The sequence below is a fragment of the Stenotrophomonas sp. SPM genome, from assembly GCF_003105135.1.
In the GTDB taxonomy this organism is placed as follows: domain Bacteria; phylum Pseudomonadota; class Gammaproteobacteria; order Xanthomonadales; family Xanthomonadaceae; genus Stenotrophomonas.
Map to the genome: position 1 here is coordinate 1 of NZ_QETL01000080.1, position 19,181 is coordinate 19,181.

At 68.9% G+C, this 19,181-nt stretch carries 14 protein-coding genes; 8 read left to right on the forward strand and 6 right to left on the reverse strand.

The annotated features are described in order from the left end of the window. Positions 1 to 222: 222 nt before the first annotated feature. Genes tilS through DCO49_RS14965 form a run of 3 tightly spaced genes read left to right on the forward strand, consistent with a single transcriptional unit; the run spans position 223 to position 2,674 of the window. Positions 223 to 1,509, forward strand: coding sequence for a tRNA lysidine(34) synthetase TilS (gene tilS / locus DCO49_RS14955; RefSeq protein ID WP_243402753.1), 1,287 nt, complete (start codon positions 223 to 225; stop codon positions 1,507 to 1,509). A 36-nt stretch (positions 1,510 to 1,545) separates the two neighbouring features. Then, positions 1,546 to 1,806 carry an exodeoxyribonuclease VII small subunit gene (locus tag DCO49_RS14960; RefSeq protein WP_006381978.1) on the forward strand — a complete coding sequence of 87 codons (261 nt, stop codon included), beginning with the start codon at positions 1,546 to 1,548 and terminating at the stop codon, positions 1,804 to 1,806. After that, entirely contained in the window at positions 1,796 to 2,674 is an 879-nt protein-coding gene (locus DCO49_RS14965; protein ID WP_116864705.1) for a farnesyl diphosphate synthase, read from the forward strand. Before DCO49_RS14960 ends, DCO49_RS14965 begins: the two co-directional genes overlap by 11 nt. Before the next feature lie 120 nt (positions 2,675 to 2,794). Here DCO49_RS14965 and DCO49_RS14970 read toward each other — a convergent pair whose 3' ends face one another. Both DCO49_RS14970 and pmbA read right to left on the reverse strand, forming a co-directional pair. Then, positions 2,795 to 3,157 (reverse strand): DUF4870 domain-containing protein, encoded by a 363-nt coding sequence (locus DCO49_RS14970; protein WP_116864706.1) that lies wholly within the window; start codon positions 3,155 to 3,157, stop codon positions 2,795 to 2,797. Between the two features lie 87 nt (positions 3,158 to 3,244). After that, positions 3,245 to 4,612 (reverse strand): metalloprotease PmbA, encoded by a 1,368-nt coding sequence (gene pmbA, locus DCO49_RS14975; RefSeq protein ID WP_116864707.1) that lies wholly within the window; start codon positions 4,610 to 4,612, stop codon positions 3,245 to 3,247. Positions 4,613 to 4,680: 68 nt separating this feature from the next. On the opposite strand from pmbA, the gene yjgA reads away from it, so the two are divergent. Continuing rightward, on the forward strand, positions 4,681 to 5,268 hold the full coding sequence (gene yjgA / locus DCO49_RS14980) for a ribosome biogenesis factor YjgA (protein ID WP_116864708.1): 588 nt from the start codon (positions 4,681 to 4,683) through the stop codon (positions 5,266 to 5,268). Between the two features lie 41 nt (positions 5,269 to 5,309). Here the strand turns inward: yjgA and tldD are convergent, their stop codons facing one another. The 4 genes from tldD to DCO49_RS15000 form a co-directional block, all read right to left on the reverse strand. Next, positions 5,310 to 6,755 (reverse strand): metalloprotease TldD, encoded by a 1,446-nt coding sequence (gene tldD / locus DCO49_RS14985; protein ID WP_116864709.1) that lies wholly within the window; start codon positions 6,753 to 6,755, stop codon positions 5,310 to 5,312. A 64-nt stretch (positions 6,756 to 6,819) separates the two neighbouring features. Continuing rightward, the gene (locus DCO49_RS14990; protein ID WP_116864710.1) at positions 6,820 to 10,704 is read right to left on the reverse strand and encodes a YhdP family protein; all 3,885 of its coding nucleotides are present in this window, start codon (positions 10,702 to 10,704) and stop codon (positions 6,820 to 6,822) included. A 30-nt stretch (positions 10,705 to 10,734) separates the two neighbouring features. Beyond that, positions 10,735 to 12,222: a ribonuclease G gene (gene rng, locus DCO49_RS14995; protein ID WP_116864711.1), complete on the reverse strand. Its 1,488-nt coding sequence runs from the start codon at positions 12,220 to 12,222 to the stop codon at positions 10,735 to 10,737. Next, positions 12,215 to 12,823 (reverse strand): Maf family nucleotide pyrophosphatase, encoded by a 609-nt coding sequence (locus DCO49_RS15000; RefSeq protein ID WP_116864712.1) that lies wholly within the window; start codon positions 12,821 to 12,823, stop codon positions 12,215 to 12,217. Before DCO49_RS15000 ends, rng begins: the two co-directional genes overlap by 8 nt. Before the next feature lie 130 nt (positions 12,824 to 12,953). Here DCO49_RS15000 and DCO49_RS15005 point away from each other — a divergent pair, with 130 nt between their 5' ends. The 4 genes from DCO49_RS15005 to arcD all read left to right on the forward strand — a co-directional run bounded on the left by DCO49_RS15005 (position 12,954) and on the right by arcD (position 19,107). Further along, positions 12,954 to 13,691 carry an SIMPL domain-containing protein gene (locus DCO49_RS15005; RefSeq protein ID WP_116864713.1) on the forward strand — a complete coding sequence of 246 codons (738 nt, stop codon included), beginning with the start codon at positions 12,954 to 12,956 and terminating at the stop codon, positions 13,689 to 13,691. Between the two features lie 219 nt (positions 13,692 to 13,910). After that, complete coding sequence (locus tag DCO49_RS15010) at positions 13,911 to 14,570, forward strand: energy transducer TonB (RefSeq protein ID WP_116864714.1); 660 nt, start codon at positions 13,911 to 13,913, stop codon at positions 14,568 to 14,570. Between the two features lie 219 nt (positions 14,571 to 14,789). After that, positions 14,790 to 17,579, forward strand: a complete 2,790-nt coding sequence (locus tag DCO49_RS15015) for a TonB-dependent receptor (RefSeq protein WP_116864715.1) — start codon at positions 14,790 to 14,792, stop codon at positions 17,577 to 17,579. A 106-nt stretch (positions 17,580 to 17,685) separates the two neighbouring features. Then, a complete protein-coding gene (gene arcD, locus DCO49_RS15020; protein ID WP_116864716.1) occupies positions 17,686 to 19,107 on the forward strand; it encodes an arginine-ornithine antiporter in 1,422 nt (473 codons plus the stop codon). Positions 19,108 to 19,181: the final 74 nt, after the last annotated feature.

The window sequence follows — 19,181 nt, forward strand, 5'->3', positions numbered from 1 at the left end:
ATGCCTCGGGCGGGTTGGGCAGGACGCCCAACCCCGGTCTTGCCGTGGGCGCAGGACAGCGCACACGAGCAAGCGGCGACCGAGCTTACAGGGACGTACTTGCAGCGTCCCCCTCAACCGGACCCACCCCGCCATCCCACGGTAAGCCCGCTGTTGCTGTTGCTTCGGCTTCGGCAGGTGCAGGGCGCAGCCCTGCCAGACACCCCCCTTATACTTGCCGCCGTGAGTACCTTTCCCACTCTGGTCACGCTGGAAACCCCGCTGCTCGTCGCCTACAGCGGCGGCCTGGACTCGACCGTGCTGCTGCACTGGCTGCAACACTGCGCCCACACCAGCGGCACACCGCTGCGCGCCGTGCACGTGCACCACGGCCTGCAGGCCAGCGCCGATGCCTGGGTGCAGCACTGCCAGCAGCAATGTGATGCCTTGGGCATCGAACTCGCCGTGCATCGCGTGCAGGTCGACACCACTGCCGGCCTGGGCCTGGAAGCCGCCGCTCGACAGGCGCGACGCGCGGCCTTTGCCGCTGAACTGCGCGACGGCGAAACGCTGGCACTGGCCCAGCACCAGGATGACCAGGCCGAAACGTTTTTACTGCGTGCACTGCGCAGTTCCGGCATCGATGGCCTGGCGTCGATGGCCGTCGACAGCACCCTGCAGCGCCACCGCCTGTGGCGGCCGCTGCTGCACACCGCACGCGACGCGCTGCGCGACTATGCGCAGGCACGTGCCCTGCACTGGATCGAAGACCCCAGCAACGCGCGCGACGACGCCGACCGCAATTTCCTGCGCCTGCACGTGATGCCACTGCTGCGCCAGCGCTGGCCGCACGCGGCCGCGGCGCTGGCCGGCAGCGCCGACCATTGCGCGCAGACCCGCGCGTTGCTGGACGAGGAAGATGCCGAACTGATCGCCCATCTCGAAGTGGCGCCACGGGTGTTGTCGCTGGAGCTGCTGCGCCAGGTGTCGCCCGCGCGCGGTGCGCGCGTGCTGCGTGCCTGGGTGCGCGCGCATGGCGCAGCACCGTTGTCGGCCACGGTGCTGCGGCAACTGCAGCTGGAACTGCTGGAAGCATCCAGCGATCGCCAGGCGCAGGTGCGCTGGCAGGATCATGCCATCCAGCAATGGCGTGGCCACGCCTACCTGTTGCCGGCACACCTGCCCGCCCTGCCAGCGGACTGGCAGGCCGCGTGGGATGGCCGTGCGCCGCTGCCACTGCCCGATGGCGGGCAGCTGCGCCTGCTCGGCGGCGCGGCGTTTGAGCGGCCGGTGCAGGTGCGTCCGCGGCAGGGTGGCGAACGCATCCTGCTGCCCGGCCGCAGCCATTCACACGCGTTGAAGGACTGCCTGCAGCGCGAGCACTTGGCGCCCTGGCGGCGTGCGCAGCTGCCCCTGTTGTTCGATGGCGGGCAGTTGCTGGCCGCCGCCGACGTGGTGGTTTCCGCGCCCTTGCAGGCCTGGCTGCAGGACCACGATGCGCAGTTGCAGTGGCGGCCCGGCGGCTGGTGAATTGACCCCCGCGCGGCAGCCGTCCACACTTGTCGCATGGCCAAGAAGTCCCCCGAAAACGCCTCCCCTGTTGCCCAGTTCGAGCAGTCGCTTGAATCGCTAGAACAGCTGGTGGAGCAGATGGAAACCGGCGAGCTGAGCCTGGAAGCTTCGCTCAGTGCTTACGAACGCGGCGTCGGTCTGTACCGCCAGTGCCAGCAGGCGCTGGAGCAGGCCGAGCTGCGCGTGCGCCTGCTCAGCGATCCGGCCCAGCCCGAAACCGCAGAACCCTTCGACCCGCCCAGCCATGACGGCTGAAGCGCAGTTCGCCCGCTGGCGCGACCGTATCGAAAGCCAGCTCGATGCCGCCCTGCCCTCGCCGGCCGATGCGCCGCAACGCCTGCACCAGGCGATGCGCTATTCGGTGCTGGGCGGTGGCAAGCGCATGCGCCCGCTGCTGGTGTATGCCAGCGGCCAGCTGTTCGGCGCACCGCTGGACCAGCTCGATGCCGCCGCCATGGCGGTGGAGATGATCCACGCCTATTCGCTGGTGCATGACGACCTGCCGGCGATGGACGATGACGCCCTGCGCCGTGGCAAGCCCACCACCCATATCGCCTTCGACGAGGCCACCGCGATCCTCGCCGGCGATGCCCTGCAGACCCGCGCGTTCGGCCTGCTGGCCGATGCACCGCTGCCGGCCACCCTGCGCGTGGCCTGTCTGCAGACCCTGGCCCACGCCTCCGGTGCGTCCGGCATGTGCGGTGGCCAGGCGCTGGATATCGATGCCACTGGCCAGCAGCAGTCGCTGGCCGCACTCACCCGCATGCACGCGCTGAAGACCGGTGCGCTGATCCGCGCCGCGGTGCGCATGGGTGCGCTGTGCGGCCACGCCCCCGAGGTACGGCTGGCCCAGCTGGATGACTTCGCCGATGCGCTCGGCCTGGCCTTCCAGGTACGCGATGACATCCTCGATGTCGAAGCCAGTTCCGAGCAGCTGGGCAAGACCGCCGGCAAGGACCAGGCGCAGGACAAGAGCACCTTCCCTGCCCTGCTGGGCATGGACGGTGCCAAGGCGCACCTGCGTGAGCTGGCAGCGCGCATGCAATCGGTGTTGGCCGGCCATGGCGAAGAGGCCGACGCACTGCGTGCGCTGGCAACGCTGGCGGTGGAACGCGATCACTGAAAGCGCTGACGCAGCCGCGCGCCGCGCTCGCCGGGCATGGCCCGGCGCTACCATACGCGCCCCAAATGGAAACGCCCGGCATCGCCGGGCGCTTCTTTCTGCGTCGTTGAGCGTTGCCGCTTATTTGATCAGGCGCAGGGTGAACGGGTAACGGTAGGTTTCGCCGTTGTTGGACTTCACTGCAGCGATGATGCACAGGACCAGGTTGGCCACGTACACGATCGGCATCAGGATGGCGCCGATGATGACGAAGCTGAGGATCACGCAGGCCAGCACCGCGATGGCGACGGTGATCTGGAAGTTCAGCGCTTCCTTGGACTGGTCGGTGACGAAGCCCTTGCCGGCGTCATCCTTGTTGATGAGCCAGATGATAAGGGCACCGATGAAACCGGTGAAGATGCCCAGCAGGTGCGCTGCCAGCGCCATGGTGCGCTGGTCGCTCGGCACGCTCGAGGCGGCCGGCACGTTTTCGAAATCGCTCACGACAAAACTCCTTTTTTTTGGGTGGTCTTGACCGACCGGCGGCAGGCCGGTCGCGTCAGGCGCGCATAGCTTACGCCATCAATGACATCAATCATTACCGGCGATGGTCATCCGCCCGACCAGGATCGAGCCAGTGCGGATGTGCGAGCGCGGGTCGACGTCGCTGCCGACCGCTTCGATGGCGGCAAACATCTCCCGCAGGTTGCCGGCGATGGTGATGCCATCGACCGGGTACTGGATCTCGCCGTTCTCGACCTTGAAGCCGCCGGCGCCCCGCGAATAATCGCCGGTCACCCCGTTCACGCCCTGCCCCATCAGCTCGGTCACCAGCAGGCCCTGGCCCATCTGCCGGGCGATGTCGTGCAGCGAACCGGCGTTGGCCGCCAGCTGCAGGTTGTGCACGCCGCCGGCATTGGCGGTGGTCTGCAGGCCCAGCTTGCGCGCCGAATAGCTGCCAAGCACGTAGCGCTGCAACACGCCGTCGCGGACCAGGGCCGAGGCCCGGGTGGCCACGCCGTCGCCGTCGAAGGCGGCCGAGCGCAGGCCGCGGCGCAGGTGCGGCAGCTCCTCGATCTGCATCCAGTCCGGGAACAGCTGCTGGCCGACGCTGTCCAGCAGGAAGCTGGCCTGGCGGTACAGGGCACCGCCGGACACCGCCGAAAGCAGGTGGCCGACCAGGCTGCGCGCCACTTCCGGGGCGAACAGCACCGGCATGCTGCCGGTCGGCAACGAACGCGGCTGCAGGCGGGAGACGGTGCGCTCGGCGGCGCGGCGGCCCACGTGGTCGGCCGCCTCCAGGTCCTCGCGGGCCAGGCCGCCGGTGTACCAGCCGTCGCGCTGCATGCCATCGCCGCTGCCGGCGATCAGGGCGCAGCCGACCGAATGGTGGGTGCCGCGCTCGCGGCCGATGAAGCCGTGCGAATTGGCGTAGACCGAGACGCTCTGCATGCTGGACACCGAGGCGCCGTCGGAATTGCTGATCCTCGGGTCGGCCTCGCGGCCGGCCGCTTCGCAGGCCAAGGCCAGGTCCACTGCCTCGTCGGCCTGCAGTGCCCAGGGGTGCCAGCTGTCCAGATCGGGGAAATCGCGGGCCATCAGCGCCGCGTCGGCCAGGCCGGCAGCCGGGTCGTCCTCGGTGTGGCGGGCGATCGCGCAGGCCTGCTCGACAGTGGCCGCCAGGCTCGCCTCGTTCAGGTCGGCGGTGCTGGCGCTGCCCTTGCGCTGGCCGAAATAGACGGTCATGGCAATGCCGCGGTCGCGGGTGGACTGCACGGTCTCGACCTCGCCGAGACGGACGTTCACTTCCATCCCGCGGTCTTCGCTGCAGCTCACTTCGGCCTGGCTGGCGCCCAGCGCGCGGGCGCGCTCCAGCAGCTGCTGGGAAAGGTCGGCCAGGCGTTCCAGACGGGCCGGGCTGTCGTCGCCGGCGGCCACTTCAGGGGCGATCACGTTCAATGCTTTATCCTGTGCGGGTTGGGCCCGGCATCACGCCGGGCGACTTTTTTTGAAATCAGGTATGGACGATGCGCGGACGCGACGAAGAAACCGGTGAATTCCACGACAAGAGCCGCAGCCAGAACCGGCGCGACGCGCTCGATGTCCTGGCCTTGGGCGAGAAGCTGGTGTCGCTGACCCCGGCCCAGCTGGCGCGCCTGCCGGTGCCGGAAGACCTGCTCCCGCATATCGCCGAGTGCAAGCGGATCACCGCCCACATTGCCCACAAGCGGCAGCTGGCGTTCCTGGCCAAGCACATGCGCCGCGAGGAAGACGCCACGCTGGACGCGATCCGCGATGCGTTGGACGCCAACAGCGAAACCGGCCGCCGTGAAGTGGCGATGATGCACCGCGCCGAAGACTGGCGCGAGCGCCTGCTGGCCGATGGCGACAAGGCGCTCGGCGCCCTGCTCGACGAGTACCCGCAGGCCGACCGCCAGCAGCTGCGTACGCTGGTGCGCAACGCCCAGGCCGAAAAGGCCAAGAACAAGCCGCCGCGCGCCTACCGCGAGATCTTCCAGGTGCTGCGCACGCTGATGCTGCCGGCGGCGCTGGGCCTGAAAGCCGCGGCCGATGAGGCCGACGACGTCAAGACCGACGACGCCGACGAGGACTGAGTCCCCGCCGGCCCGGGCGGTGGCGCTGGCCATCGCCCGGCTCAGGCCTGGGTACCGCCGACAGTGATGCCTTCGATCAGCAGCGAAGGCTGGCCCACGCCCACCGGCACGCTCTGGCCATCCTTGCCGCAGATGCCGACGCCCTCGTCCAGGGCCAAATCGTTGCCGACCATGCGCACCTTCTGCATGGTTTCCGGGCCGTTGCCGATCAGGGTCGCGCCCTTCACCGGCGCGGTGATCCGGCCATCCTCGATCAGGTAGGCCTCGGTGGCCGAGAACACGTACTTGCCGCTGGTGATGTCGACCTGGCCGCCACCGAAGTTGACCGCATACAGGCCCTTCTTCACCGAGCGGATCATTTCCTGCGGATCGTGCTCGCCGGCGCGCATGTAGGTGTTGGTCATGCGCGGCATGGTCAGGTGCGCGAACGACTCGCGACGCCCGTTGCCGGTCGGCGCCACGCCCATCAGGCGGGCATTGAGGCTGTCCTGCATGTAGCCGACCAGGATGCCGTCCTCGATCAGCGTGGTGCACTGGCTCGGGTGGCCCTCGTCATCGATGTTGAGCGAACCGCGGCGCCCGTCCAGGGTGCCGTCGTCGACGATGGTCACGCCCGGGGCGGCCACGCGTTCGCCCATGCGGCCGGCGTAGACGCTGGTGCCCTTGCGGTTGAAGTCGCCTTCCAGGCCGTGGCCCACGGCTTCATGCAGCAGCACGCCGGGCCAGCCCGGGCCGAGCACCACCGGCATCACGCCGGCCGGGGCCGGTACGGCTTCGAGATTCACCAGCGCCTGGCGCAGGGCCTCGCGGGCGAAGGCTTCGGGCCGGCCATCGGCGAACAGTTCGGCATAGCCATAGCGGCCACCGCCGCCGGCATAGCCCGATTCACGGCGGCCGTTCTGCTCGACGATCACCTGCACGTTCAGCCGCACCAGCGGGCGCACGTCGGCGCCCAGCACGCCGTCGGTGCGGGCCACCAGCACGGTGTCGACGCCACCGGACAGGCTCACCATCACCTGCTTCACCCGCGGGTCGGCGGCACGCAGATAGCCATCCAGGCGCTTGAGCACCTCGACCTTGGCCTCGTTGCCCAGGCTGTCGATCGGGTCCAGGGTCGGGTACAGCGCGCGCGCGTTGCCGCGCAGCAGCGAACGCCCGGCCTGGGCGCCGCCTTCGCGCGAGATCGCGCGGGCCGACTGCGCGGCGGTCAGCAGCGCGTCGGCATGGATGTCATCGGAATAGGCGAAGCCGGTCTTCTCGCCGGCGATGGCGCGCACGCCCACGCCCTGCTCGATGGAATGGGCGCCGTCCTTGACGATGCCATCCTCCACGCTCCAGCTTTCGCGCCGGGCATGCTGGAAGTACAGGTCGCCGAAGTCCACGCCGGGGCCGAGCAGCTGGCCGAAGGTGCGCTCCAGGCCGGCGGTATCCAGGCCGCCGGGGCGCAGCAGGCGGTCCTGGGCAAGCGTCAGTGCGTTATCAGTCATGGTCTCGATCTGGGGGTCTGGAGGCGGCCAGGCAAGGCTGCCGGATGAACAGGGGCCGCGACGCTCAACGCGGGCGCGGCTGGTCGGTGACGGTCGGCGGCACGGACGGAGCCGGTGCAGGCGCGCGCGGCGGGGCCGGGGTCCGGTCACGGCTGCGCTCGATCACCTCCACCTTCGGCTCCTTCCAGGGGCCGGTCACCCGGTAGGTACGGGCGCCGATCTCGCCGAGTGGCTTGGACAATACCGCATTGGTGGCCGCACCCAGCGCCGCGCCCACCGGCCCGCCGGCCACCGCGCCGACCACGGTCAGCAGGTTGCCTGCACGCGGATTGACGTCGATGGTCTGGTCGAACTGCTGCTGGCGCAGGTCGGTCTGGCCACGGATGGTGATGTTGGCCGCCGGGCCTTCGATCAGCACCTTGTCGGTGCGCGCCATGCCGTCGCCGAACTGCATGCCGCCTTCGATGTGATTGAAGGCGAAGCCCTTGGAGAAGAAATCGCGGAAATCGAACATCAGGCGACGCGGCAGCTGGGCCACGCTGAGCAGGCCGAGCACGCGGCCCGCGCCGGGATCCAGTTCCAGCAGCTGGCCGTTGCGCGCATCGATGTCGAGCGTGCCCTGCAGGTTACCCAGCTGGAAATCCGACGGCCCACCGGCCCAGGCCGCCTGCAGCTGCGCCTGGCCGGAGCCGCCGCGCAGCTGGCCGGCGTAGTCGAGGTTCTGCATCAGCCCGCCCAGGTCTTCGCTGCGCACCTTGGCGGTCAGCTCGGTGCGCGCGCCGGCGCCCTTGCCCAGCCACCGGCCGGTGATGTCGATCTCCTGCTCCGGGGCACGGAAGCGCAGCTCGTCCACGCTCAGGCCGTTGCCCAGCGGGCGCGTGCGCAGCACCGCCTGGCCCAGCATCACCTTGCCGAATTTCAGGTCGGCGATGTCCAGAGCGAACGGCGGCAGTTTGGCCGGATCCATGTCATCGGCACCGGTCTGCGGCCGCGTCGCGGCCACGGCAGTGTCAGCCCCCGGCGCCGCCGGCGGTGACTGCCAGTACACGCGGTCGAGCTGGCCGCTGATGGTGCCGCCATCGGCATTGGGCACGCTCAGGTGGCCGGCCAGCGAAGGGCCGTCCAGGCGCACGTCCAGCGCCTGCGCGCCCGGCCGCAGCTGCAGCCGCGTCTGTTCGAAGATGCCGCCGATCAGCATCAGCCTGCCGACCTGCACGTCCACCGCGCGCAGCGGCATCGGGTCGCCATCGCCACCGGCGCCACGGGCAAGGCCGATCCATTCCAGCGCATCCAGGGTCGGGCTGCGGCCGTTGATGGCCAGCCCGCTGGTCGGCGGGTCGCGGTCAACGCGGTCGCTGCCCATCGTGACCTGCACGCCGGTCTGGCTGTTGTGGGTGCGCGCGGCCAGGGCCAGGCGCTGGCCGAACGCCACGTCGATGCGGCCATCGCCCATCGGCAGCTGTGCCGACACGGTGGTCGCCAGCGCATCGGCAGCCGGCTTGTCGAGCGGCGCCGGCAGGTCCAAGCGGGTGCCCACCAGGTCCGAATGCAGGCGCAGCTCGCTGGGCGGGGCCGGCGCACCGGGCGCCACCTTGGGCAGGTTGACGGCGACGGTCCAGGCCGAGGTGCCCTCAAGATAGGGCTTCAGCCAGGCCATTTCCGGCGCACGGTCGATCAGCACCTTGGCATCCAGGTGCGCGGCCAGTTCCGATTCAAAGGCCAGCGCCGGGTTGCGCACATAGCCGCCGGCACGCAGGCTCAGGCGGCCGTCCTGGCCGAGGTGGCGCACGGCCAGCTCCTCGGCGGCAAAGCCACCGCTGCCGTAGCGGGCCTGGCCCTGCATGGCGTCGAATTCCAGATCGAAGCGCTTGTCCACCAGCTTCACACCGGCCAGGTCCACCGTGCCCTGCAGGTGCCCACCGCCTTCATCGTGGTGCAGCGGCTGCAGCAGGTCGAAGTGCACATTGGCCGGGCCGCTGGCGACCAGGTTGTCGAGCGTGTCGCCGTAGTCCTTGTGCAGGCCACTCTGCCGCAGCATCGCCAGCAGGCGCCCCGCCTCGCTCTGGCTGTCGGCGCGCACGTACAGCGGCGCGTGGCCGAAATCTTCGATGCCGGCCTCGAACTTCTGTACCGCTACACCGGCCAGGTCACCGCGGCCTTGCATGTGGAAGCCCGGCCCGATGAAGGCGATATCGGCGTCGACCTGGCCCATCAGCGGCCAGTCGTGCTGGAAGCGGATGTCGCCGTTGCTGATGTGGCCGGTGGCCTCGAAGCGGCCATCGTTGTTGTCGAACGGCCAATCGTCCAGATCGCCGCTGACCAGGCCGATGCCGCCGCGCACCTGGCCACCCACCAGCGCGGCGTCCAGCCAGTCGGTGGCGCCCTTGCTCATCTTGGAATGGATCCAGAACCGCTTGGCGGCGGTCATCGGCACGTCGTCCAGCTTGGCCGCCAGCTGCAGCCACGGGCGCGTGCCGTCGCCCTGGAACCAGACGCCGCCACGTACGTCGGCCGCATAGTTGGTGCCTTCCACGCGCATCGCCGGGGTGCCGATACGCCAGCCACCGGCTTCGTCACGCCAGCCGACGATCTGCCCGGCCAGATGCAGGTCGTGGCGCTCGCCGAAACCGGTCGGCCAGTCGAACTGCAGCTCCTGCTGGGGCTTCAGCTGCAGGCTGAAGCCATCGGCATCGCCTTGGAAACGGCCGCCCAGTCCACGCACACCGGGGGCATCTCCGACGCTGGCAAAGCCCAGCGCCTGCAGTTCGCCCTGCGCCCACAACGGGCCGTCGCGCTCGCCCCACAGCTGCAGCGACTGCACATCCAGCTGCGGCTTGGACAGGTACAGCCAGCGGCGCAGGCCCGGTTCCAGGCGGTCGCTCAGGGCCAGCGCGCGCAGGGCGGTACCCGCCTGCACCGGCCCACTGCTGATCCGCAGCTGCTTGCCCACCTGCACCTGCAGGCCATCGAGCTGTTGTTCGTCCGCCCCGCTCCGCAGGCGCAGGCGCGGCACCTGCAGCGCCCAGCCATCGCCCTGGCGCTGCCAGCGCAGGCGTGCCTGCACGCGCTGCAGCTGCAGGCCGGGCGTGGTCATGCTCTGTAGCGGCGCGCCCTGCAGCGGCGCGCCGTCCACGCGCACCTCGCGCAGGTCCGAATCGGTGGTCAGGGCCACCGGCGCGAAATCGCGCAGGACCAGCCACAGGTTGAGTTCGCCCTTGCCTTCGCGCAGGCGCAGGCCGCCGGCCGCCAGCAACGGCGACCACGCTTTGAAATCGACGGGATCCGCGCCCAGCCAGGCCTCGCCGTTGCCGTGGCGGCGGTCCAGGTCCAGCACCGCGGTCAGCGGCAGCGCGTCGGTCTGTGCCCAGGCGCGCACGCCCACCCGCAGGCGGTCGCCATTCACGCGCAGGCGCAGGTCGATGCGCGGCAGGGTGGCATCCACGCCCAGGCCCGGCGCATGCACACCGAGGCGGCCACCGATCACCTGCAGTTCGCCCAGCCGGCGCAGCGCATCCAGCGGATCACCGCCGCTGCTGGACTGCGGCAGGCCACGTACCGACCAGCGGCCATCACCGCCCTGCTGCAGGTCCAGGGCCAGGCCGCGCAGGCGCAGCTCGGTCAGCGAACGGCCCGGCAGCAGGCCGCTGTACATCGACACCAGCACCTCGGCCTCGCCGATGGCCAGGCCCTGCCCCGCGCCGATGCGCAGGCCCTTGAGCTGCAGCAGCGGGCCGCGCCGGGTCCAGGCGGTGTCCAGTTGTTCAAAACGCACCGGTTGCCCGGCACGCTCACTCAGCCACGCGGCGATCGCCTCGGGGTGGCGCTCGGCCAGCGGCAGCAGCTGGCTGAGCGTACCCACCAGCAGCGCAAGCACGACCAGGCCGACCGCGCAGGCAGCAACGAAATGACGGCGGATCCTTCGCAGTCGCAGGCGCGGCGGCGCGCTCATCGGCCCCGACCGGTGCCCGGTCCGCGCGGCTCAGAGCAGAACGACATCGAACTGCTCCTGCAGGTACTGCTCATCGGCCTGGAAGCGGATGCTCTTGCCGAGGAATTCCTCCAGCTCGGCCACCGCCGCCGATTCCTCGTCGGTGATGCGCGCCACCACCTTGGTCGACGCGATCACCAGCAGGCGCGCCGCCTCGAACTGGCGCACGGCGCGGGTGATCTCGCGGAAGATCTCGTAGGTCACCGTCTCGGTGGTCTTGATCGAGCCGCGCCCGCTGCACTGCGGGCAGGTTTCGGACAGCTGCCGCTCCAGGCTTTCCACCGTGCGCTTGCGGGTCATCTCGACCAGGCCCAGCGGCGAGAAGTCGTACACCGTCGTCTTGGCGTGGTCGCGGGCCAGGGCCTTCTCCAGCGTGCGCAGCACCTGGCGGCGGTGCTCGGGATCATCCATGTCGATGAAATCGATGATGATGATGCCGCCCAGGTTGCGCAGACGCAGCTGCCTGGCCACCGCCTGCGCGGCCTCCAGGTTGGTGCGGAACACGGTTTCTTCCAGGTTGCGCTGGCCGACGAACGAACCGGTGTTCACGTCGATGGTGGTCATCGCTTCGGTCTGGTCGATGACCAGGTAGCCACCGGACTTCAGCGGCACCTGCTTGTCCAGCGCGCGGCCGATCTCGTCCTCCACGCCGAACATGTCGAAGATCGGGCGGTCGCCCGAATACAGCTCCAGCTTCTCCGCCAGCACCGGCATGTACTTGGCCACGAAGGCCTGCAGCTGGGCGAAGGTCTCCTTCGAATCGACCTTCACCTTGTCCACGTCCTTGCGGATCAGGTCGCGCACCGAACGCAGCGGCAGGCTCAGGTCTTCATAGATGTTGCTGCACGAGGGGGCTTCGCGGCCGCGGCGCTCGACCACGTTCCAGACGCGCGACAGGTAGGCCACGTCCTCGGCGATGGCTTCGGCCGGCTGGCCTTCGGCATTGGTACGCACGATGTAGCCGTAGCCGCCGTGCTGGGCCGACAGCTCAGTCACCAGTGCCTTCAGCCGTGCGCGCTCGCCTTCATCCTCGATGCGCGCCGACACACCCACCACCTTGGACTGCGGCAGCAGCACCATGTAGCGCGAGGGAATGCTGATCTGCGTGGTCAGGCGTGCGCCCTTGGTGCCGATCGGGTCCTTGACCACCTGCACCACGATGTCCTGGCCGTCGCGCAGCAGCTCGACGATGGGCACGCTGGACGGCGGCGGCAGGGTGGTGTTCTCGGTATCGGCGCTGGCCACCGGGGCCGGCCGGATCACGTCGTTGGCATGCAGGAACGCCGCGCGCTCCAGGCCGACCTCGACGAAGGCCGCCTGCATGCCGGGCATCACCCGCTGCACCTTGCCCTTGTAGATGTTGCCGACCACGCCGCGGCGCCAGCCGCGTTCGATGTGCAGCTCCTGCAGCATGCCGTTTTCGATCACCGCGACCCGGGTCTCGCGCGGGGTCACATTGACCAGGATTTCCTCAGACATCGGCAGCCTCCCTGGCGGCATCGGCAATGGGGGCCGGCACGCCGCAGCGCGCCAGCAGACGATCGGTATGAAGCAGCGGCAACCCCATCACGCCGGAGTAGCTGCCGGAAAGGTGTTCGATCCAGCGCTCGGCACCGCCCTGGATGGCGTAGGCGCCGGCCTTGTCCAGCGGCTCGCCGGTGGCCACGTAGGCGGCGATGTCGGCCACGCTGATCGGGGCGAAGGTGACCTCGGAGACGACCAGCTCGCTGTCCAGCCCGCCAGCGCCCACCACCACCACGGCGGTCAGCACCTGGTGGGTGCGCCCGGCCAGCCGCGCCAGCATCGCCCGCGCGTCGGCCGCGTCGGCCGGCTTGCCGAACACCTCGCCGTCCAGCACGACCTCGGTGTCCGAGCCCAGCACCCGCGCCTGCGGGTCCGTGGCCAGGACCGCGGCGAGGCCGGCGCGCGCCTTGTCGGCCGCGACGCGGCATACATAGGCTTCAGCGCTTTCGGCAGCTGCAAGCACCTCGGGCACCTCCAGGTCGAGGGCCTGGAAGGGGCGTCCGAGTCGGGCCAGCAGCTGGGTGCGTCGGGGGGAGCGGGAAGCAAGATAGAGCATCGGCACAGCATAACCTGAGGGCACTGCCTGAATCGTAGGCAACCCTGCCCGAAGCGCGTCCAACCCCGTACGGACTCACAGCGCGTTCATCGCTACGACACCACCCTCACCGCCATAACAAGGAGATCCCATGCGCCGCACCGCCACCCCGCTGCTGCTTGCCCTGTCCCTCGCTCTTGGAGCCTCGATGACCGCCCACGCCGCCCCGTCGTCGCCGTCGATCGCCGCCCCGGCCGAAGGCACCCTGCTGAACATCTCCGCCAACGCCGAGGCCACCCGTGTGCCGGACGTGGCCACCCTGTCGGCCGGTGTCGTCACCCAGGGCGCAGACGGCAACAGCGCCATGCGCGAGAACGCCCAGCAGATGGACAGGGTGCTGGCCGCGATCAAGGCCGCCGGCATCGCCGAGCGCGACGTGCAGACCAGCGGCGTCAGCCTCAACCCGCAGTACCGCTATGCCGACAACGAGGCGCCGAAGATCAACGGCTACCAGGCCAGCAACACGGTCAGCCTGAAGGTGCGCGACATCGCCAAGCTGGGCAGGGTGCTCGACGCCCTGGCCGCGCAGGGCGCCAACCAGATCAACGGCCCGCAGTTCGAAATCGACCAGCCGGAGCCGGTCTATGACGAAGCCCGCCTGGCCGCGTTGAAGAAGGCCCAGGCCCGCGCCCAGACCTACGCGAAGTCGCTGGGCCTGCAGGTGCGCCGCATCGTCAGCATCTCCGAGAACAGCAATGGCGGCTTCCGCCCGATGCCGACGATGCGGGCCATGGCCGCCGGTGCGGCAATGGACAAGGCCACCCCGGTGGCGCCGGGTGAATCGACCGTGTCGGTGAACCTGGACGTGGTGTTCGAACTGGGGCGCTGACGACATTCGCCAACCCGGGTTGGCAACCAGTGGGGACACGGAGCGGGGCCAACGCAGGTTGGCCCCGCTCTTTTATATGAAGCCCAGCCCAACGACGTCACCCCTGCCTCTAGGCAGTGGCCGGGGGGCGGCGCTAATGATTGACTGCCAGCCGCGTGCGGCAACCCCGATGGCGGCCCTGGTGCGTTGAGGACTTCGTCACTGGCATGGAGGTGGACCATGGTTCGTACGTATCCCGTTGTACCGCTGCAGTTCGATCCCGCCCGCGTCGCCGCCTGGAGCGCGGCCATCGCCCTGCACCTGCTGGCCTTCCTGTTGCTGCTGATCCCGGCAACCTACCAGGCCATCACCGCCCTGCCCCGCGACAACACCGAGGTCAGGTTGATCCCCAAGGAACAGCCGAAGCCGCCGGAGCCGTTGCCGGTCGAGCCGAAGCAGGAAGTCGCCAAGGTCGTGCCCAAGCCGCAGGCCGCGCCGACCGTGGTCCCGCCGCTGCCGGCCCCGACCGCGACGCTGGAAGAGGCCCAGGGCATCATCCTGCCCGCAGCCGAACCGGCCCCCGTGCAGGCGGCACCGAGCCTTGCTCCGTCCGCGCCGGTGGCCGGGGTGCAGCTGCAGTACCGCAGCGCACCGCCGCCGGCCTACCCGATCCAGGCCCTGCGCAGCCACGAACAGGGCACCGTCCTGCTGCGGGTCGAAGTGGATACCAGCGGCAAGCCGGTGAACGTCAGCATCGAGCGCAGCAGCGGCTCGCGCAGCCTGGACCAGGCCGCCCGCCAGCAGGTGCTGCGCCAGTGGCGATTCGTGCCGGCCGAGCGTGACGGCGTGGCCGTGCCGGCCATCGGCATGGTGCCGGTGCAGTTCTCCCTGCCCGACTGACGCCAACGGCGGTCCGGCGCCATGCCGGGCCGCCATTTTTCACGGTTTGCCCCACGTCAAGAGCCGTTCGCGCCAAAACATTTCGCTTTAGTCGAAAGATCGTTACGAATTCAGTAAAACTTCACACCTTCGTCACCTGCCAGAAACCTAGATTGATACGTCCCGGTACACACCGGATGACGCCCTCAATGCTCGAGTTTTCCAGTCAGGAGAGAAGCTGTGAAACACCCGATCCAACGGCCCGCCAGCCGCCGCCAAAACCACCTGGCATCATCCATCACCCATATCCTCGCTGGCGGCACCCTGCTGCTGGCCGGCGCCGCAGTCTCCTCCTCTGCCTTCGCGCAGGAACAGGCCACCAACCTTGACCGCATCACGGTCACCGGTTCGAACATCCCGCGCACCAACACCGAGACCCCGTCTCCGGTGCAGGTGGTGACCCGCCAGGAAATCGACCGCACCGGCAAGACCACGGTCGCCGAGTACCTGCAGACGCTCACCGCCGATGGCGCCGGCTCCATTCCCAAGACCTTCGGCAACGGCTTCGCCGGTGGCGGCGCGGGCATTTCGCTGCGCGGCCTCGGTGCCGGTTCGACGCTGGTGCTGTTGAACGGCCGCCGCATGGCGACCTACGGCCTGGCCGATGACGGCCAGAAGGTGTTCACCGACCTCAGCACCATCCCGCTCGACGCCGTCGAGCGCGTGGAAGTGCTGAAGGACGGCGCCTCGGCCATCTACGGTTCCGACGCGATCGCCGGCGTGGTCAACATCATCCTGCGCAGCGACTTCCAGGGCGCGATCCTGCGCGGTTCGTACGGCGTGTCCGGCGATGGCGACGGTGATGCCAAGAAGGCCACCCTGACCGCCGGTACCGGCGACCTCGCCAGCGACGGCTGGAACGCGTTCTTCAGCCTGGACGTCGGCAAGACCGACCGCATCCAGATCAGCGACCGCAAGAACCGCAAGTGGATCGGCACCGGCGATATCCGTCGCTGGGGCTACGACGCCGCTGACGCGCAGTTCCTCGGTGGCGCCTACTTGTCCGGCGGCACTGCCGGCGGCACCGGCCCGAACGGTTCGGTGTTCAACAACGCCGGCCAGCTGGTTGCGCTGCCGGGTTGCGCGGGCGTGACCACGATTCCGGGCCAGACCGATGCCACCGCCCAGGCACAGGGCTGCCTGTGGGATCCGGCACAGCTGTACCGTGACCTGACCCCGGAAGAGAAGTACGTCAACGTGTTCGGCCGTGCCAGCTTCGCCTTCGGTGAAGGCGGCGAGGTCTACACCGAGATCGGCTACTCGAAGAAGGAAACCATCTTCAGCAATACGCCGTCCGGCGTGTCCGGCGGCTGGGGTTACCCGGGCGGCCCGGTCAACGCCAACAGCGGCGCCGGTGCGACCATGCTCTACGCCGGCCACCCGGACAATCCGCTGCCCTACGCTGCGCGCCTGCGCTACAGCGCCTGGGACGTGGGCCCACGCGTGACCAACAACACCAACGAGTTCAACCGCTTCCTGGTGGGCGTCAAGGGCAACTGGGGTGAGTGGAGCTACGACACCGCCTACCTGCACTCGGGCACCGACCTGGTCAACAAGCGCACCGGCTTCCTGAACTATGACGCCGTGCGCTGCGTGCTCGGCAACCCGGCCTGTCCGTACGGCACCTGGCGCATCGGTGACAATGCGTCGCTGACCCCGCAGTCGGTCTACGACGCGATCAGCCCGACCATCAGCGCCCGCGCCAAGTCCAGCCTGGACATGTTCGACTTCACCATCTCGCGCAGCCTGATGGACCTGAAGGGCGGCCCGCTGGGCCTGGCCTTCGGTACCGAGTGGCGCAAGACCAGCAACAGCCTGACCCCGCAGACCTTCACCGACGTCGGCCAGATCATCGGCCTGGGCTACTCGGCCTATGACGGCACCCAGAACGTGTACGCCGGCTACGCCGAACTTTCCGCACCGGTGCTGGAATCGTTGGAACTTTCGGGCGCCGTGCGTTACGACAAGTACGAGAGCGGTGAAGGCAAGGCTACGCCGAAGCTGGGCGTGAAGTGGACCCCGGCCGACTGGATCGCGCTGCGCGCCAGCTACGCCGAAGGCTTCCGCGCGCCGAACCCGGCCGAGAACGGTGACGGTGGCCTGGCCGCCTTCTCCAACGCCCGCGATCCGGTGCGCTGCGCCATCGATCCGGCCAACGAGTGCACCGCGCGCTCGGTGGCGATCATCACCCGCCCGAACAAGGACCTGAAGCCGGAAGAGTCCAAGAGCTACTCGGTGGGTATCGTGCTGCAGCCGACCTCCACCACCTCGCTGACCGTTGACGCCTGGGAAATCAAGCGCACCAACGAAATCGCCCAGGGCAGCACCGCCGATGCGATCGCCGCCGGCAACGTCCTGCGTGATTCCAACAACATCGGTGGCGTGGCCAACAGCGGCACGATCCTGGCGGTCAACACCGCGTACGTGAACGCCAACTCCTCGCGTGTCCGCGGTATCGACACCGACGTGCGCCAGACCTTCGACTTCGGCGCCGGCCAGCTGGAAATGGACCTGCAGTGGAGCCACATCCTGAAGTTCGAACGTACCGAGGGTGACACCACCGTCGATTACGTCGGCACCCACGGCAACTGCGACGTGACCAACTGCATCGGTACGCCGCAGGACAAGATCAACTTCGGCACCACCTGGAAGCAGGGCCCGTGGAGCGTCAGCGGTGTGGTGAACTACATCGACAGCATGGAGAACAAGGACCGCCGCGGTGGCGACTACCTGGCCTTCTACGAGGACGGTTCGCCGGTGGAGAAGATCTCCTCCTTCACCACCTTCGACCTGTCCGGTCGCTGGAACATCACCGAAGCCTTCGAACTGAACGCCTCTGTGCAGAACGTGTTCGACCGCATCGCTCCGCTCGACCCCAGCACCTACGGTGCGGTCAACTACAACCCCCTGCACTTCAGCGGCGCGATTGGCCGTTACTTCACCGTCGGCGCCAAGTACACCTTCAAGTAATCGAAGGCGCGTGACCTGCAAAGGCCTGGGCATCTGCCCGGGCCTTTGTTTTTCCGCACACATTGCAGAGGCGAAGATGAAGTCCCTTGGCCCGATGGAACGGCAGATGGCGACCTCCCCGCAGCGACTTGGCCTGGCCGCGCTGACCGCGCTGGTGGTCGGCTCGATGGTCGGCGCCGGCATCTTCTCGCTGCCGCAGAACGTGGCCCGCAGCGCCGGGCCGGCCGCCGTCCTCATCGGCTGGGTGCTCAGCGGTGCCGGCATGCTGATGCTCGCCTTCGTGTTCCAGGCGCTGGCCAATCGCCGCCCGGACCTGGATACCGGCATCTACGCCTACGCCCGAGAGGGCTTCGGCAACTACATCGGCTTTTCCGCGGCGTGGGGCTACTGGGTGGCCTCGGTGCTGGGCAACGCCAGCTTCTTCGTGCTGATCTTCAGCGGCGTGGGCCATTTCCTGCCGGTGTTCGGCGAAGGCAACACCGTTGCCGCCGTGGCGGCGTCCTCGGTCCTGTTGTGGACCGTGCACCTGCTGGTGCTGCGTGGCCTGCGCACGGCCGCGCTGGTGAACAGCCTGGTCACGGTGGCCAAGCTGGTGCCCATCGCCCTGTTCCTGGTGCTGGCCGCAGGCGCGTTCCGCATGGACGTGTTCACGGCGGATTTCTTCGGCGCACCTGCGCTGGGCGACCTTGGCACGCAGCTGCGCGGAATGATGCTGGTCACCGTGTGGGTGTTCATCGGCATCGAAGGCGCCAGCATCTATTCACGGCGTGCCGCACGCCGCGCCGATGTCGGCCGGGCCACGGTCATTGGTTTTGTCGGCGTCTGGCTGCTGCTGGTACTGGTCAGCCTGCTGTCCATGGGCGTGCTTTCGCAGCCGCAGCTGGCTGCGCTGCCCAACCCTTCCATGGCCTACGTGCTGCGCGCCATTGTCGGCGAATGGGGGGCGACGGTGATCATCATCGGCTCGATCATTTCAGTACTGGGCGCGCTGCTGGCCTGGGTGCTGCTGTGCGCCGAAGTGCTGTATGCCGCCGCCGGCGATGGCACCATGCCCGCCTTCCTCGGCCGTGAGAACCCGCGCGGCGTGCCGGCCAATGCGCTGTGGCTGAGCAATGGCCTGATCCAGCTGTTCCTGCTGCTGGTGCTGTTCAATTCGGGCAGCTACACCAGCCTTGTGCTGCTAGCTGCATCGATGAGCCTGGTGCCCTACTTCCTGTCGGCGGCATTCGCCGTGCAGCTGGCTTGGCGCGGCGTGGCCTATGCGGAACAGCCGGCCGTGCGCTGGCGCGATTTCGGCGTGGCCCTGCTGGCCAGCACCTATGCACTGTGGCTGGTGTATGCCGGCGGCCTCGACAACCTGCTGCTGTCGGTGCTGCTCTACGTGCCCGGCGTGGCGCTGTTCGCGCTCACCCGGCGCCAGCATGGGCAGCCGGTGTTCACGCGCTGGGAGTGGGTGCTGTTCGGCGCGATCCTGGCCGTGGCGGTCGCCACGCTGGTGGCGTTCTGCAGCGGCAACCTGCAACTGTAGCGCCGAGCCCTGCTCGACTGCTCTTCTGTAGAGCCGAGCCCATGCTCGGCTGCCGTTCTGCCGCAGCCGAGCAT

Excerpts from the sequence above, each read along its gene's own strand:
- DCO49_RS14990 (WP_116864710.1), bottom strand. The coding sequence starts at position 10,704 with ATGAGCGCGCCGCCGCGCCTGCGACTGCGAAGGATCCGCCGTCATTTC.
- DCO49_RS15000 (WP_116864712.1), bottom strand. The coding sequence starts at position 12,823 with ATGCTCTATCTTGCTTCCCGCTCCCCCCGACGCACCCAGCTGCTGGCC.
- rng (WP_116864711.1), bottom strand. The coding sequence starts at position 12,222 with ATGTCTGAGGAAATCCTGGTCAATGTGACCCCGCGCGAGACCCGGGTC.
- DCO49_RS14960 (WP_006381978.1), top strand. The coding sequence starts at position 1,546 with ATGGCCAAGAAGTCCCCCGAAAACGCCTCCCCTGTTGCCCAGTTCGAG.
- yjgA (WP_116864708.1), top strand. The coding sequence starts at position 4,681 with ATGCGCGGACGCGACGAAGAAACCGGTGAATTCCACGACAAGAGCCGC.
- DCO49_RS15005 (WP_116864713.1), top strand. The coding sequence starts at position 12,954 with ATGCGCCGCACCGCCACCCCGCTGCTGCTTGCCCTGTCCCTCGCTCTT.
- tldD (WP_116864709.1), bottom strand. The coding sequence starts at position 6,755 with ATGACTGATAACGCACTGACGCTTGCCCAGGACCGCCTGCTGCGCCCC.
- DCO49_RS15010 (WP_116864714.1), top strand. The coding sequence starts at position 13,911 with ATGGTTCGTACGTATCCCGTTGTACCGCTGCAGTTCGATCCCGCCCGC.
- arcD (WP_116864716.1), top strand. The coding sequence starts at position 17,686 with ATGGCGACCTCCCCGCAGCGACTTGGCCTGGCCGCGCTGACCGCGCTG.
- DCO49_RS14965 (WP_116864705.1), top strand. The coding sequence starts at position 1,796 with ATGACGGCTGAAGCGCAGTTCGCCCGCTGGCGCGACCGTATCGAAAGC.